At 46.6% G+C, this 15,811-nt stretch carries 15 protein-coding genes, 3 pseudogenes and 1 riboswitch; of the genes and pseudogenes, 8 read left to right on the top strand and 10 right to left on the bottom strand.

Annotation, left to right across the window (positions count from 1 at the left end; genetic code table 11):
- Positions 1–107 (top strand): transposase (locus ACTQZS_RS14755; protein ID WP_195836705.1); only part of this gene is annotated, 107 nt, incomplete at its 5' end.
- A gap of 94 nt (positions 108–201) precedes the next feature.
- On the opposite strand, the gene ACTQZS_RS14750 is transcribed toward ACTQZS_RS14755, so the two are convergent.
- The 7 genes and pseudogenes from ACTQZS_RS14750 to ACTQZS_RS14720 all read right to left on the bottom strand — a co-directional run bounded on the left by ACTQZS_RS14750 (position 202) and on the right by ACTQZS_RS14720 (position 5,499).
- On the bottom strand, positions 202–327 hold the full coding sequence (locus ACTQZS_RS14750) for a hypothetical protein (protein ID WP_441476490.1): 126 nt from the start codon (positions 325–327) through the stop codon (positions 202–204).
- A 256-nt stretch (positions 328–583) separates the two neighbouring features.
- Positions 584–1,363, bottom strand: coding sequence for an MBL fold metallo-hydrolase (locus ACTQZS_RS14745; protein ID WP_441476489.1), 780 nt, complete (start codon positions 1,361–1,363; stop codon positions 584–586).
- Positions 1,364–1,640: 277 nt separating this feature from the next.
- Complete coding sequence (locus tag ACTQZS_RS14740; RefSeq protein ID WP_441476488.1) at positions 1,641–2,315, bottom strand: vWA domain-containing protein; 675 nt, start codon at positions 2,313–2,315, stop codon at positions 1,641–1,643.
- 111 nt (positions 2,316–2,426) lie between these two features.
- Positions 2,427–2,768, bottom strand: coding sequence for a hypothetical protein (locus ACTQZS_RS14735; protein ID WP_441476487.1), 342 nt, complete (start codon positions 2,766–2,768; stop codon positions 2,427–2,429).
- A gap of 21 nt (positions 2,769–2,789) precedes the next feature.
- Entirely contained in the window at positions 2,790–3,563 is a 774-nt protein-coding gene (locus ACTQZS_RS14730) for a macro domain-containing protein (RefSeq protein WP_441476486.1), read from the bottom strand.
- 60 nt (positions 3,564–3,623) lie between these two features.
- Positions 3,624–3,743, bottom strand: a pseudogene (locus ACTQZS_RS14725) (transposase); the annotation flags it as partial.
- A gap of 10 nt (positions 3,744–3,753) precedes the next feature.
- The gene (locus ACTQZS_RS14720) at positions 3,754–5,499 is read right to left on the bottom strand and encodes a hypothetical protein (protein ID WP_441476485.1); all 1,746 of its coding nucleotides are present in this window, start codon (positions 5,497–5,499) and stop codon (positions 3,754–3,756) included.
- 99 nt (positions 5,500–5,598) lie between these two features.
- Here ACTQZS_RS14720 and ACTQZS_RS14715 point away from each other — a divergent pair, with 99 nt between their 5' ends.
- The 5 genes and pseudogenes from ACTQZS_RS14715 to ACTQZS_RS14695 form a co-directional block, all read left to right on the top strand.
- The gene (locus ACTQZS_RS14715; RefSeq protein ID WP_441476484.1) at positions 5,599–6,612 is read left to right on the top strand and encodes a DUF2284 domain-containing protein; all 1,014 of its coding nucleotides are present in this window, start codon (positions 5,599–5,601) and stop codon (positions 6,610–6,612) included.
- Positions 6,613–6,811: 199 nt separating this feature from the next.
- Positions 6,812–7,948, top strand: coding sequence for a M20 metallopeptidase family protein (locus tag ACTQZS_RS14710; protein ID WP_441476483.1), 1,137 nt, complete (start codon positions 6,812–6,814; stop codon positions 7,946–7,948).
- A gap of 220 nt (positions 7,949–8,168) precedes the next feature.
- Positions 8,169–8,681 carry an RNA polymerase sigma factor gene (locus ACTQZS_RS14705; RefSeq protein ID WP_441476482.1) on the top strand — a complete coding sequence of 171 codons (513 nt, stop codon included), beginning with the start codon at positions 8,169–8,171 and terminating at the stop codon, positions 8,679–8,681.
- The gene (locus ACTQZS_RS14700) at positions 8,678–9,817 is read left to right on the top strand and encodes a hypothetical protein (RefSeq protein ID WP_441476481.1); all 1,140 of its coding nucleotides are present in this window, start codon (positions 8,678–8,680) and stop codon (positions 9,815–9,817) included. The genes ACTQZS_RS14705 and ACTQZS_RS14700 overlap by 4 nt, the downstream gene beginning before the upstream one ends.
- Positions 9,818–10,012: 195 nt before the next feature.
- Positions 10,013–10,465, top strand: a pseudogene (locus ACTQZS_RS14695) (transposase); the annotation flags it as partial.
- Between the two features lie 596 nt (positions 10,466–11,061).
- On the opposite strand, the gene ACTQZS_RS14690 reads toward ACTQZS_RS14695, so the two are convergent.
- The 3 genes from ACTQZS_RS14690 to yaaA form a co-directional block, all read right to left on the bottom strand.
- Positions 11,062–12,345: an MATE family efflux transporter gene (locus ACTQZS_RS14690; protein ID WP_441476492.1), complete on the bottom strand. Its 1,284-nt coding sequence runs from the start codon at positions 12,343–12,345 to the stop codon at positions 11,062–11,064.
- Positions 12,346–12,518: 173 nt separating this feature from the next.
- Positions 12,519–13,043 (bottom strand): hypothetical protein, encoded by a 525-nt coding sequence (locus ACTQZS_RS14685; RefSeq protein WP_441476480.1) that lies wholly within the window; start codon positions 13,041–13,043, stop codon positions 12,519–12,521.
- A gap of 60 nt (positions 13,044–13,103) precedes the next feature.
- Positions 13,104–13,865, bottom strand: a complete 762-nt coding sequence (gene yaaA / locus ACTQZS_RS14680) for a peroxide stress protein YaaA (RefSeq protein WP_441476491.1) — start codon at positions 13,863–13,865, stop codon at positions 13,104–13,106.
- Positions 13,866–14,022: 157 nt separating this feature from the next.
- Between yaaA and ACTQZS_RS14675 the strand changes: the two are divergent.
- Positions 14,023–14,468: pseudogene (locus ACTQZS_RS14675) on the top strand (transposase); the annotation flags it as partial.
- A gap of 114 nt (positions 14,469–14,582) precedes the next feature.
- A riboswitch (TPP riboswitch) is annotated at positions 14,583–14,692 on the top strand.
- A 217-nt stretch (positions 14,693–14,909) separates the two neighbouring features.
- Positions 14,910–15,491, top strand: coding sequence for an energy coupling factor transporter S component ThiW (thiW, locus tag ACTQZS_RS14670; RefSeq protein WP_441476479.1), 582 nt, complete (start codon positions 14,910–14,912; stop codon positions 15,489–15,491).
- Positions 15,492–15,811: the final 320 nt, after the last annotated feature.

Below are 15,811 nucleotides of genomic sequence, written 5' to 3'. Positions count from 1 at the left end.
AACAGTATTGGAAGAAAAGGATATTTTGGTCAGACGGATACTTTGCTTGCAGTATTGGAGAAGTATCGTCAGCGACTATACAAAAGTATATTGAGAGTCAGGGTTGATGGCTAAAGATTTATAAGGCTCCTCCCACCACCTGAAGGTAGTGGGTTTCCGCCTATGGTTGACGAAAGGATTAAATTTATGAAAACAGGCGGTTCAGCTGAGCGAGGATTCCTCGTCTTCCTCTTCAATATAATCTATATACTCAGATTCACACGCAAAAAGCATATACCCACCGTCAACATATCCCATAAAGCCATCGCTGATTGAATAACCTTTCATAAAAATCCTCCTTATCGTAAATGTCATCATTTGAAAAGAATTATGAATGAAGAGATGAAAAGACAGATCTTGATGTCTCTTCGTGATTAAGGATGATTTTATTATGACAGATAGCAAATGCAAAAATACGCACAATGGGCAGCGAAATATACAGTTATGTAAATGCGAGCTCGAACGTATCGTTCAACCAGGCCGTTTCCGAAGGATTCAATGGATTCAGAGGAATTTGTCAGCGTTCATGCAGGGCCGGCTGCTGTCAGACGTCCGGAATCCGGATTTTTGAGATACCGAGCGGTCCTTCTGCCTGAATGGTGAGCGTTTTTACACCGAGAATGACCTCTTCGGATCCGGGAACAATCTCCTGTTTCTCGGCGTTTTCGAGCACGGTGGAGAGAAATTCTCTGGGAAGAGCTTTCGTCGTATGACTTCCGAGGTATGTATCAAAGGGAAGGTGAAGAGCCTTTTTCAGAGATTCCTGCAGAGCCTCCAGGGTGTCATGGTTATCCCAGAACATGAAGCAGTCGTCACTGAAAGAATCGCCTGAGAGGAGCAGCCGGTCCTCTTCCACGAGCAGCCCGATCTCACCTCTGGTATGTCCGGGAAAATGATGAACAGAGACATGGACGCCGCCCAGATCAAAGCGTTCGTTGCCCTGCAGAGGATGGATGACGGTGCGTGGCGCGGCAATATAGGCGTCCTTCCGTTCCCTGGGTACGCCGCAGGACGCTGCATACTGGTAAAAGGTGGAGATCCTCTGTATCCTGCTGCAGGCTCTTTCATAGGCCGGCTGGTCCGCCGGATGCATCCAGGCTTCGTCAAACTGCCAGTCTCCCTGCACGTGATCTGCATGGCCATGGGTATTAATAACGATGTAAGGGGTATTTATATGAGCTTCGATAAAACCACGGTTGTCACCAATCCCGTAGGCAGTATCTGAGATGATCGCGAGCTTGTCTCCGTGTATGATGCTGAAAAACGTGCCGTCTGTTTCCTGAATATGAAGAACATGTCTGCCTGCCTGATAGATTTCGTGCATATCCCGTACTCCTTGTCTGCTTCAATACAGTTAACTTAAACTCCCAACATTAAAAGTGGATGTATTTCTTGAAAACTCAATCGTTTAACCGGGAGAATGACTCATTTTCTGACCCTATTATACCAAAGACAAAGGACTTATGCCTTTTTTATCGGCTAAACGATCGAGTTTTCAAGGTTCAACTGAACTTTCCACGGAGGGAAGTTTATGTTTATAGTCCTCCATATCATCAACGGGTCTGCCGGCCAGATTCCGCTCTGTCAACAAACTGTGCGCATTACCGCTTGTGTCTCCGCTTATAATCTTCACGGATCGGTGCAAGCAGCCCTTCCTCATCAAGGGCACATTTCATATCTGCTGCAGAAGGGGCGCTCCTGGCATAGCTGACCGCCTTTGACATGACTTCATAATTGAGTCTCGTACCGACCCCATCGTGTTCATACCGGACAGCACGGTTTGCCTTGATTCCAAATCTGCCGGCAACCTGGACAGCGTCGATATTTGCCCCCAGGAACAGGAACTCCCAGTGATATTTTTCTTTTTCGTGTTCAATCATCCGGCGTACATTGTCATAACTGTACTGGCGGCTCGCATTTTCCATTCCATCCGTCGTGATAATAAAGAGTGTCTTTTCTGGAATATCCTCCTCTCTTGCGTACCTGTATACATTCTTAATATGATGGATCGCTCCGCCAACAGCGTCCAGCAGCGCTGTACAGCCTCTGACGAAGTATTGATTATCGCTCATCCGCTCTACTTTCTGAATATTCACGCGATCATAAAGAACCTCTGTCTGATCATCAAAAAGGATGACGGAAACATATGCATCCCCGGTTTCTTTTTTCTGCTTCTCTAAAAGGCTGTTGAAACCGCCGATTGTATCGGCTTCCAGACCGGACATGGATCCGCTTCTGTCAATGATAAACACCAGCTCGGTTAAACCCTTCTTCATAACTGTCCTCACTTTCCGCTGCCTGGCAGCTTCTGTTTGTATTTCTTTGTTGTGAGGCCAGTATAACAGGCCGGATAAAAAAAACGGTCGCTCTGGAAGCGACCGCCTTTTTCAGGTAATGATGCAGGGTAATCCGTGTTCTTCAAGCTGGATATCAAGCTCGATCATGTCATAAATTCCATTCTCTATGAAGTAAGAAAAGATTATATCCGTCTTATCACACGGAGACAGCGCATATCCTGCCCGTGCCAGTAAATCTTTGGATTCATCCAGGTTTAGCTCAGCCCCGATGCAAAGACACAGAGCCGTCAGCTTCTGCGGATGATATTCCGGATTATTCTTGATCTTGGAGAATACCTTCTTGTCTATAATAGCTCTCTTATATACTTCGGTATTCTCCATGCCCTTCGCATGAATCAGATAGAGCAGATACTGCGAAAATGTATCGGACATGTGTGCCATTCGTTCTGCCAGCTACCGCTCCATTTCCTCGATCGCAGCATCTTCATCAAAAAGAGCGTCTTTCTTATCGGATAAACAGGCTTCTTCTATGCACTCCGCCTCTGAAATGTCAGAAGCTTTCTTTTCCGATGATTCAGGCTTCTGAAATATAGATTTCAGGAATCCTGGCTTTTCCGGTTTCTTTCTTACAGAGGGCCTAGCGGCCGCCGACGGCAAGGACGTTGCGTCGCCATACTCTTCTTCAGATCTTTCCTGGACGTAGTTGCGATCGATATAGGCCTCCAGATCGGAATACAGGTTTTTGCCCATTTCTGTTGCTTTCTCATCGAAAACAACAAGATAAATCTGCATATCCGAATTCAGGAGAAAAGCATGGATCTCATCAACGGCAATCCGCATGCCTTCCTCTTTGGGATATCCGTATCCTCCCGTCGAAATCAAGGGAAATGCAATGGACCGGATCCCGTATTCTGCTGCTAAGGCAAGACTCTTCCGATAGCAGGACCTGAGCAGCATTTCCTCTTCATGCGTTCCATCTGTATACAGCGGGCTTACTGCATGAATGATATACTTTGCCGGAAGATGAAATCCGGGCGTGATAAAGGCATTGCCTTCTTTTACAAAGCCGATGCGTTTCTTTCGATATGCTAACAGCTCCTCATATCCAGCAGCCATATAAACAGCATGATCACACCCGGTTCCAACCGCAGGATGATCATTGGCTGTGTTTACAATAGCCTCGGTGTTCATTTTTGTGATGTCATTTCGGACAATCTTGAATGGCATTGGTGCAAGCCCTTTCCAGCAATTTTCAGAATTCCATTGTTTACATTTAAGCAATTCCTTCATCAGCGGAGTCATGAATTCACCGGATCCCTTGCTGCAGTACTGTGTCCCATCCCGGAGTTCAGCCTTCAGCAGATCTCCAGTAAGGCCATCGAAGCATAGCAGCGGATGATAGCCATGAAATATTTAATTACCACTCCGTCTTATGTTCATCCGTTACCTCCAATGTTTCCGGATGAACAAGGAAAAAATCAAGCAGTTCTGTCTCTCCATCCTCGGGCGTATAGACCTTCTCCAGCACAATTTCCCGGCAGAACCCGCTGTCGGCACCTTTTTCCCCGTTGTCGTACAGGCGAAGCTCATAGCTATTATCCGTACTCTGTACATCGGATCCAGAACCAATCCGGGCATAGAGGTCCCCTTTAGCGTTCGCACTGTACGAAATGCTCAAATTCTGAAATTCTCCATTCTCTTTCAAATACTCGTAAACCGCCTGCATCGCGTTCTGTGCGGCAAAGCTGTCATCGGAACCAGTCCCGCCGTCATCCCCGGAATCGCTGCTGACCGACGCTGACGCACCCAGGCTGCTGCTTCCTATTTTCTGATCCTGTTCTCCGGGCTCTGCGGAACTTCCGCTCACAGCAGACGCCGTATTCAGATTCTCTCCGACTGCTTCCGGCAGATCATTCCCGGCCTCTGTATCGTAATACATGGCTTCGCTCCACTCTTCCATAAAAATAAAATCAGGGGAACGATAGTATCTGATGCCGCCGTAATCCTTTTCTTCGGCAAGATACACGTATTTGATCCCGGTAAACGGATCCGGAGCCGCATCCGTCAGTACGCGCTCCTGATCCGAAGTTCCCGCCCAGCTTCCAAGAAATACCATAGCTGAGAGAGAAAGAACAAGCACCACCCAGGCAATCCAGCCAATAATCAGCCGTGTTTTATCCGCCCCTCTTTCCGGTGATCCTGCACGCCTGTGTTTTTTCAACAAAAGATACAGAATCCCGATTCCGAGAATGAGAACAAAGAGACCGGCCAGCCCTCCTGCGAAAAAGGAATACTTCGGCCGCAGCTGCCACCCGGAAGCGGTAAAGCTTTGGACTGTCGGAAAGAAAATGCTGTGTGCCAGCATCATTCCGAAAAATAAATTTAAAAACGGATGAAGCTCCGGCTCGATGGAAATACCGGAAATCACAGCAATCATTTCGTCCTGCGCCCGCTTATTTTCCATAGCTTCCGGTTTTATCCACGATTCTACAGCGGCATTATCCGGGAACTTCCCTGTTTGATCGGAAAATCCGGAATAGCGGATATACCAGTCCTCTGCCGATGCATGAGCCTGCTTTTCTCCCTCTCCCCGGACTGTCCCCTCCGTCTCTCCTTTCTCACTTAGCGTTCCCTCTGTCGCCCCTTCTTCACTTAACACTTCCCCCGCCAGCTTCAGAAGGGTATAGAGTTTCATCTGCTCCACAGAAAGCTTGTCGGTAGGAATCTCTTTCAATGCCTCTCCTGCTCTTTCCGGGCGGTGCATCCGAATATCCAGCTGTGCCATAAAAAGCAGAGACTGTACTCTCAGCCTTACGTTTCTCCTGCCTCTATGATGATAACAATAAAGGATATAATCATGTCTTTCTTCCGGATCCAGCCTTCGGGAAATGCCGGAAAACAAATGATTCAGGAAAATTAAAACCGAGTAAAACAGGACAACCAACGCCACAACAGTCCAAAGAATACCACCGGCAGTCAATGACCCGATGCGTATCACATGCCATTCGAGAAAAATTACCAGAAACACCCAGGCGACAGGGACAAGAAATGCAGAGAAAAAACGATACAGCACAGCCAGCCTCCTGCCTGACAGATTCCACTTGTAGCTATCCGGTACTCCCTCCCCGATCCGATAAATATTTTCCCTACAGCTTTGTTTCAAATCCTGCACCTCCTGAAAAGCTGGACTTCCGTCCCTGTAATGACTATTCTGTTTATAGAGCAATCACACTTTACTGATATGGAGGAGTTTACCAGAAAATTGACCAAAGATGAATTAAAACTTAAAATACTTGCCACATATTCCGATAAAGAATGGGAGATGCTCCGACAAGATGACTTTCCTGTTCCTGTCAGCGCTTTCAACCGGAAAACATTACTTAGACTTCTGGAAGCCATCCCGGACCCGGATGCCGAAATCCCGGGGGACGCAGTTTCTGAAATGAGCAGAAATCTGAAGGCCTATCTGAAAAAATATATGCCGGGTCATCCGGATGCCCACCTACCTGTCATTCTTTCCTGCGTGTCTCTTGCATTTATTTTTTCTGAGCCTCTGCACGCAGCGAACCAAACAAAGTGGATTGTGCAGTTCCCGGAGGATAAAGCGGTCTATTACTGTCCCGCCAGAGAGGAGACCGCGGACAGTCTCTGCCGGTACTGCATCTGCCGGAAAATGTCTGAATGGTGTGCGTTAATTGCAGAAAAAACAGCTGCCGTACAGCGGCAGGCAGGGTCTTCCGCTGCCCGAATTCGGGAACTGCTGCTGAAAAACGGTTTTCTGGAAAGCGGAATCCTGCATCCTTCCGATCTTGTTTTTTACCCGGAAATACGAAAGCTCTGCAAGGAAAACAAATGCGGCAGATATCAGGAAACCTGGGCATGCCCGCCAGCCGTCGGCACCCTTGAGGAATGCCGGAACCGGTGCATGAAGTACGAAGAACTGCAGGTCTTTTCCAAGGCATTTCCGGTAACAGATCCGTTTGATTTTGATGCTTTCCAAAACGCCATGCACGAATTTAAGGAATATATTCAGCGTGCGGCAGATCCGATTCGGCAGGAATTTCCGGAAGCCCTGATTCTTTCAAATGAATCCTGTGACAGATGTAAAAAGTGCACCTGGCCGGACAGCCCGTGCCGGTTCCCCGACAAATGCTTTCACTCCATAGAAGGATACGGCTTCCTTGTCAGTGAGCTTGCCCAAAAGGCAGGGATCCGATATTTGCACGGAACAGGCTCCGTGACTTTTTTCGGCGCGGTATTCTATAACCGGAGCTGAAAGAAATATTCTACCCATAAGGTTATAGGCAGGTGAATCTTAATCCTCATTGGATAAAACCGAAAATCATCCTATAATAATTAATAAAGCCTTTTTCAACATACTTTCTCCTGTAAACAGGAGTACATTTATCTGCTGTTTAGTAGATATAGGCACATTCTTTCTTCGGGAGAATCCAGCTTAAACGGTAATAAAAAACATGATAGGGAAACATAACATGGATGACTTATGGAAAACAATTACAGCTCTTCGACATAAACTGCATAAATATCCGGAATTATCGGGGCAGGAGTTTCAAACGAAAGAACGTCTGAAAAGCTTTATCTGTATGAACACACATCTGAAAATCAGGGATAATGGGACCTGGTTCTATGCCCTGTATGAACCAAAAGTAAATAACGGCGCATCACCAATCGCCTTCCGCGCGGATATGGATGCCCTTCCCATACCAGAAACTATTTCCCTGCCCTACGGATCGGCCAAACCCAATATCGCACATAAATGCGGGCACGACGGCCATTGTGCTGTATTGGCAGCTGTGGCCGTACTTCTGGAACAGGATGCGGCTGTCCGTCGTCCTGTGTATCTGATTTTCCAGTCTGCGGAAGAAACCGGCCAGGGAGGGAAAACCTGTGCAGATTTCGTAAGCGAGACAGATATCAGTGAAGTATATGCTTTTCATAACCTGAGCGGTTATCCGGAAAATGCCGTGATGGTTCGTGACCGCCTGACGCAATGTGCCTCCAAAGGTCTGTTGGTGCAGTTTACCGGTGAAAGTGCTCATGCCGGAACTCCCGAAAATGGCCGCAACCCGGCTTCTGCACTTGGTTCTATGGCTCTCTATGCGGAAAAAATCAATAAAGAGTCCTCCTCGTGCCTCTGCACAGTCGTCAGCATACAGGAAGGCAGCCGGGATTTTGGCATTTCTCCGGGACAAGGTGAAGTTGCTTTTACACTGAGAGCAGAAGCAGATGATGTCTTGGAAAATATGGATCTCACTTTGCGCACACAGGCAGAAAAACTGGCAGATCAGTATGGGCTGACAGTCTCGTTTGAAGAATTTGATCCCTTCCCCGCCACGATCAATCATCCCCGCTGCGCAGAGAAGGTCCGCAGGGCAGCGGTGAAGGCCGGCTGCTTCTGCGTAAACATGAAGCAGCCATGGAGACCCTCGGAAGATTTCGGATGGTACATGAAAATCCGCCCCGGCGCTATGTTCTACGTCGGAAACGGCACCAACTGGCCTATGCCGCACCAGCCTGCGTATGATTTTAACGATCACATTCTGCCGACAGCCGCAGCTGTTTTTCTGAAACTGGCTGAAAGCGAAACGTGAAAATAGTAATGGATGAGTGCCGTTTTCCGCGGCACTTTCTTTGTATAAGAAACCATACTATTTGATCTCCTTTTTCTGTTTTTTCTCACGTGCTTCTTTCCTATAATTAAAATATCGGGCAAAGATGTCCTGATAATCTGCCAGCCTTTGTCACAAAACGCGTGCCTGATACGTTATTGTTGTCAGAACGTTCTAATTCCGAGCGAAGAGAGGTGAAGAAATGACAGCTAGCAAGGATGACTTTGATGATATCATTTCTCTGTTCCGGCTGTATGAGCAGAAGATGTATCATATCGCCTATGCGATCCTGCACAACAGTTTTCAGGCGGAGGACGCCGTGATGGATGCGTTTGTCAGACTGCTGGAACATAATTACAGAATCGAAGATCCGGAATCTGATACATCGAAGAGGCTTGTGATTTCCGTGACACGAAGCGCCGCGATTGATATTTATCGAAAAAACCAGAGGGCGGGTTCCAAAATGCTGCTCACAGAAGATCCGGCATTGCTGCATGCAGAGGCGCACCAGGAACCCCAGACTCATTCTGAGAGTAACACAGAAAGTATCATTCAGGGTCTGCCGTCCATATATTATGACGTGATGTATGAGCGGTATGTGAATGAGAAAAGCGTATCGGAAACTGCGGTGATTCTGAGCATCAGTGAAGCTGCTGTAAGAAAAAGACAAGAGCGGGCTCTGCGGATACTGAGAGAAGGGAGAAGATGCGTATGAAAAACAATCTATTATCTAATGGAGAATATACAGAAGAATCCTTTCCGGACTGGACGGTAGAGGAATTCGACTCTATTCAGGAAAATCACCATTTTTCCAGACGTTATAGATTGGCCAGAAACAGGGCAATCCGAAATTACCAGAGAAAAAGAACCCGGAAATGGTCTTTCCGGACTGCCGCAGCCGTGATTGCTGTATGTATGGCATGTCCGGTCGGAGTGTACGCTTCTGTCAAGCATGCGGATTTCTTCCGGAATGCTTTTGGCGACGCCGGAAGAAAAAGCGTGGTATCTCACACAGAACTGGCGGACAATGGAAAAGGCGGAAAAACTGAGATCACCTATCCGGAAAGAAATTATGTCCCGGTTGATCCGGATAAAGCAGACAGTCTGATCGGCGAACAGACCAGTACCGAACCGGTAACCGTTGATATCAATGACCACAGGCTGACGATCCTGTCTGCTGTCCGTGACAGAAATGCCATGACGATGGAATTCACACTGGAATGCAGTACAGGCGTCACCGTGTATGATTTTGACAGCCTCTCAAATGAGGCAAAGGGCGCCAGGAGTGCAGACAACGCCACCATCCGGCTGCTGTTCGATAATGCGTCGGACTTTATTTATATTGATCATGCGAAATCCACCGACACCCTTCTGCATTGCTATGCATACTGCGTGTTTATAAATCCTGTAGAGGATGGCGAGGAACCGAAGCTGGATATCTATTATGCGGATACCCCGCTTTTGTCACTTCCGGAAAATGAAAAGCCTCAGGAAAAACAAGTATCCATTCCTGCCACAAAAGCGCTTGCGGTAACTGCGTATTCCTCTGAAGAAGGCGGGCATCTGGAACTGTCGTCGATCAGCTGCAGCATTGATCTCGGAAAAGGTCTCGGACTTTCACAGGAAGAGGCATACGATCCCGGAAATTTAGGGAAAGTATCCATCCATTATACAGACGGATCGGTTTATGAAGTATATGACAAAGACACCAATATCGACAATACTTCTTACATGTTAGGAGGCGTTGGAGAAAACTACTCTGTCATAACGATGAACCTGAACAGACTGGTGGACGTGAACCAGGTAGATTACATCACGGTAAATGATGTGAAGTACACTGTTGCACATTGAACCTGAAAAGTGCCCGATACTGGAGCAGCAAAATAAAATGAACAAGCCCGAAGGGGCTGTGAAAAAAGCATAGCCTGAAAAACAAAGAAGGATCAAGGGTTATCAAAACCCAAGATCCTTCTTTTGTGTTAGAATTATACTTGCAATGAACAAATCTAACACGCTTAATTCTACCTCAAAACAGGCAGTTTGCCAATGCTTATTCAGGATTATCTGGACATCTGTGATCCGGTACTGACATTTGACCGATTCATGGGAGGAATCGATCTGGAGAAATATCTGAAAAACATCCAGAAGCACTATACTGGAAGACTCAGATATAACCCGGTCAGCATGCTGAAAACAGTACTGTTCGGATTTATGACGAATGGCTACATTTCCTTACGGGAACTGGAGGGCCAGTGCAGGGTTAATCTCCGGTTCATGTATCTTATGGAGCACGAGAGACCTTCCTATCGTACCTTTGGCTACTTCATCAATGAAGTACTTGGAGATTCCATCGAAGAAATATTCAATGACATCAATCATAAAATTTTCGAAACAGAACATGTGGATCTTCAGCATCTGTACATCGACGGTTCCAAGTTCGAAGCCAATGCAAACAAGTATACGTGGGTATGGAAGAAGGCAACGGAAAAATCAAGATACCATTTCAACTGAAATGGCCACGCTTTCCCTAAAATAAAAAGGGCGTGTGAAAAAACTTTTCGTTTTTTCACACGCCCTTCTGCCTGTCTTTTTATCTTTCCCGAAATTTACTGGCACCGATAATACTTGTATCTGCGATATGTGATTCCAAAGCACACGAGATAACATTTAGAAAATGGCAGCCTGCGCAGAAATGAAGAACAGGAAATGGAAGGTTCCCTGTCAAAATTATCAGCCTGTGCATAAGATTATATTTACAATTCCATGCCCATAAGAATCACTTCCTTTTCCCGGCTAAACCCGTGCCGTTCATAGAATTCAGGAAGATACCCTTCGCTTGCTGTGATAAGATGAACGCCTGCCATGCCCTTTTCCTTCATATCTCTGATGCATCGTTCCAACAATTTTTTTGCAATTCCTTATTTGATCTCACCTATTTTTCAAAAAATTCTCCCTATTAATCTTCTATCCGTTGTTATTGCCGCCATAAATCCGCAATAGCATCCCAGTTCTCCGAGTTTCTGCACCATATTTATCTGCCGCTTTCACCTTGCCAAAGGCTATTCCTCTTCCAGCTGCTTATCAATGCCAGAATTTCACATGGACCGCATACTTGGAAACCAGCTTGCTTTTTTCAGAAAATACCATCCATACCCGATCACATCTGCCAGAAACCATCCGATCGGAACCGCCATCCAGATCCCTGTCTCGCCGATAACGGGAGCCAGCAGATAGGCTAGAACCACCCTTGTTCCCAGTGACACCACTGTTAGAATGACTGATATTCCCGGACGTCCGATTCCTCTGTAAAATCCGTATAGAAGAAAAAGACAGCCGATACCGGTGTAAAAGGCACCTTCGATGCGCAGATACCGGATGCCGGACATGAGTACTGCTTTCTCATCCGCTCTGATAAAAATCCTCATGAGAGGTCCGGCAAAGACAACCACAAGAAGAGATATCAAAGCAGAAAAAGTCATACTAATCAGAGTCGCTGCCCGGAATCCTTTCCGCTGCCTGTCAACCTTTCCTGCGCCGCAGTTCTGCGAAATAAAGATGGAAAACGCATTTCCGAAATCCTGAACCGGGAGATAAGCAAATGTGTCGATTTTAACTCCAGCTGCAAATGCCGCCATCGTAATCGTTCCAAAACTGTCCACAAGACGCTGTACCAGAAGAATGCCGAAATTCATGCAGGACTGCTGCACACAGGTCATACTGGACAAGCCCAGAATATCCCACAGTACACCAGCGTCAAATTTACGTTCTTCTGCTTTTGGAATAAAACGGCGGCATTTTGCCAGAAAATAAAGCGATATGCCGATTCCGGAAATGTACTGGGCAATCACCGTGGCAATCGCCGTTCCCTGAATTCCCCACTGGAACACCGGCACAAAGAGAAGGTCAAGGCCGACATTCATCAGCGCCGAAACACCCAGAAATACCAGCGGTATTAGAGAATTTCCTACAGCCCGAAGAAGACACGCAAAAAAATTATAGAGAGACGTCGCTATCAGGCCGGTGAAAATAATGAGCAGATACGCTTTCATGTAGTCGTATATTTCGTCCGGAACACTTAGAAAATACAATAACGGATCCGCCAGAAGAAAGAGCAGGCTATTGATCACGGCAGTTATCGCTATAATCAGGAAAAACGCATGAAAAATGGCAGATCGGAGGCGCTGCATATTCTCCCTACCCAGCTCAATGGAAAATAAAACTCCCGCGCCCATGGAAAGCCCCAGGAAAACGGATGTCAGAAATGTCATCAGGGAATACGCCGAACCGACAGCCGCCAGCGCATGGCTGCCGATAAATTTTCCTACAATCAGCGTGTCCGCAATATTGTAAAACTGCTGCAGGAGATCACCGGCAATCATTGGCAGCGCGAATAAAATCAGTCCCTGCACAATCCTGCAGTCCGTCAGGTCAAGATAGCCTTTTTCCTTAGTATGCAATATCCTCCGGTCCTTTCGGTTTCGTTTAATGTTCTTATCTTAACACTTTATGTCTTATGTGGGCCGGTTAAATAACGGTCCGGATCGTTAAGAAATTAATCCGGCAATGAAACGCCTTCAATATTCACATGATCCCATTTGTACAATTCAGAGAACTTCTGCTCCTCCGTATCATACATATACAAAACGCAAGGATCCCACCAGTTCACATTCAGCTTTACAAGCGCAAAATATTTATCCTGAAGAGGGATGAAGTCTGCCTCATAAATATTGTGTTCTGAATTGTCTGCAATCCACTGCATGAACTTAATGGTGTTTTCATCCGGTTCTATCTCGTTGCCATCCTCATCGGTCAGCTTTGTATCAATTAACGTGACCGCGATTTTATTATCTTCGATAGTCCCCGAAAAATCTGTGAAATCTGCCTGATAAATGGTGTTCGCTTCCGGCGTGAACTTGCCTGTCTTTTTTACTTTTCCGCCCTCATAGATCATCTCATAGCCCTGGGTGCCGTCATCCGGAGAGGATGTAACAACTCTGACCACAGGTGTTCTATGATTTCCGCATCCTCCTGCGGGAAACATCGCACAGATTGCCGCAATAATAATCATTTTTTTCATGAGAATCCTCCCACGGTTCTGGATTTATCCAGTCTGTAGTAGATATCAAAATTCTTTCGATCATTTTTCGGATGCCTCGGTTATGCCAGGACTCTTTACCGACCGGAGAAAGACGTACTTCCTTTCCGACGACCGTCCGTCATCAAACCGGTATCCGCTCCAGTTGAAGTTCTTGATCTTCTCCGGTTCCTCCGCCCCGATACCGGCCATAAACCGTACCATCTCGCCCCTGGCCATCTTGGCATAAACGCCTTTCTGAACCACTTTTCCATCCAGCAGCTCGCCAAAGATACAGGTGATCATGCGGTCATCCGGCTGCAGATATTTCTCTATGCACTTCGAGTATTCTCTGGAAGCTAGATTGATTAAAATCCGGCTTTCGTCCATCACTTCGCGATAAAGAATATCTCCCCAAAACTCATACAGATTATGACACCTGCCGATTTCTGCCTTTGCCTGCATCTCCAGACGATAGGGAACGACACCATCCATGGGTTTAACCACGCCGTAAAATCCGGATAGAATCCGCAGATGTTCCTGTACATAATCCAACTGTCCGTCCTCAAACACAGCCGGCGCCATATAGGTATACTGAATGCCGTCATACGCAAGCAGAGCCGGAGTCAGATTTCTGCACAAATCCATCTCCGCAAATTGCGCCGTACTCTGTTCTGCGATTTTATCGCTGCATGCCCAAAGCTTTTTCTTCTCATCATAAGAAAGTGTACCGATCCATTCTTTCAGGATCGCGGTTTTTTCAACGCAGCCCCTGTGACAGGTGCAGTTTAAATCATTACTACAATCTGAATGATCCTGAATTATTCACCGTTACACGATGATTGCAGCTGAAAGCCGCATAGTTACTTCGTTTTTCAAGTTTTTTGCTTTCATCTGATAAGTGAGCATAAAAAAGAGCTCGATTTCTGGTAAAATGTGATTGTGTTCAAAGATCAACAAAACACCAGAGAAAGGAGCTCTCATGGCTATTTTATCAACTACATCTCTTGAAAGCAATAAGCGTGTTAAAATAAATTTAATGGCAGCGATTTATCCTCTGATGCAGGGCTTCTTCTGATCAGTGAATTCGCTAGCAAGGTTGGGCTGACCAACCTTGTGAACAGAATCTTTAAAACCAATGATACCGCTTTATTCCGTTTTCATGTTGATCCGGATAATCTCTTGCAGGTTATCTTCCAAATCATTGCCGCATATTTCGAAGATGACTGCGCAGATGAACTGACAAATGAGCCTGTATTTACAGAGATCCTTCGGAAGGAAGTACTTGCTTTCCAGCCAACCCTGTCAAGGTTCTGGAACAGGATGGATGAGGATACCCTGAAGCAGTTCGATATCATCGACCAGGCTATGCGGGATACGGTCTACAGCATGAGGCATCCTGACTTTATGCTGTTCGACCTGGATTCTCTGAAATATCAATATTGCTCAGTTCAGAAACAGTAGATTGACATTTTGTGTGCACTTTCTGAATGGATTGTGTTATAATAGGCCCGTTAAAGCAGAACGCTTTAGAAAATCAAAAGAAACAGACTGGGGAGCCCGATGCATCGGGCTGAGAGGACGGATTTCAGCTGTCGACCCATTAACCTGATTTGGATAATGCCAACGTAGGGAGCATCGCTGTGATCATGCGTATTTATGCAGACTGTCGTTTGGCAGTCTGTTTTTTTACGCAAACAGTGAGCCGCAGCCGAATGCGAAGTATTCGTGTGCGGCGAGCGTCGCGATAGCGAGATAAAACTCGCACAGCGTGTTTTATCTCATTTCGCGTCCGGACCGGTGATCATAATGACAATCAGCCGGCGCGTCATCAATTTCTTTAAATCTTAAAAAGGAAGGGATATGATCATGAAAAACAAATGGAACACAACCACGGTTTCTGCAAAGAATGCAGCTTCTGCTGCTGCCCCGCTTCCGGAAGGGTCACGGGCAGGAAAGCTGTCTCTGAAGAAAATGGTATTTACCGCGATGCTCGCGTGTCTCGGATTTGTGCTGAATACCTTTGTATGGTTTCCGCACATGGCTCCGTTTCAGCACTTCTGCAACGTGATGGGGGCGGTTTTTCTGGGCCCGTGGTATAATTTCATCGCAGCTCTTCTGACAGGCTGCATGCGGGTGGCTCTGGTCGGCTGTGATTTTCAGGCTGTGATCGGCGCGATTTTTGGTGCCCTGCTCTCCGGTATTCTTTATAGAAAAACACATAAGCTCTGGGCAGCATGGGTCGGAGAAGTCATCGGAACCGGATTCATCAGCGCGGTACTGGCAAGCGTGATTTTCAATCTGGCACTTCATGTTAAATACGCAATTTTCTATTTGATCCCTTACTACGGTCCGGCATCGGCGATGGGAGCAACCCTCGCCATTGCGGTTCTCCTGGTGCTGAAGCGATCCAAGGCGCTGCCGAAGATGCAGGCGCAGCTGAACAAATGAAAAGATTTTGCGCGGAGGACACATCCCCTGCAGTCCGTGCATTCATCGATGACGGCTTACAGGTTGTGTGCCTCCAAAGGAATTACCGGCCGGAACTGCAGGCCATGTATTCATCGATGACGGCTTACAAGGCTATGGGGTGCGGATCTTTCCGTTGCCAGAAAGTCCATTAAAAAAATTATGAAGCATTTTATGGAAGGAATCGTAACAGGTCAACTACCCACGACCTAAAGGTCATGGGCTTGTAACTGCCCAGTCGTACTAACGACTTACGTCTCCGACCTTTAACCCCAATAGATACTGCTATCTAAAGTGGCGTT

Origin of the sequence: Bilifractor sp. LCP19S3_H10, assembly GCF_052119185.1 — a bacterium.
Classification (GTDB): domain Bacteria; phylum Bacillota; class Clostridia; order Lachnospirales; family Lachnospiraceae; genus Bilifractor.
This window is presented reverse-complemented; position numbering and strand designations above follow the sequence as displayed.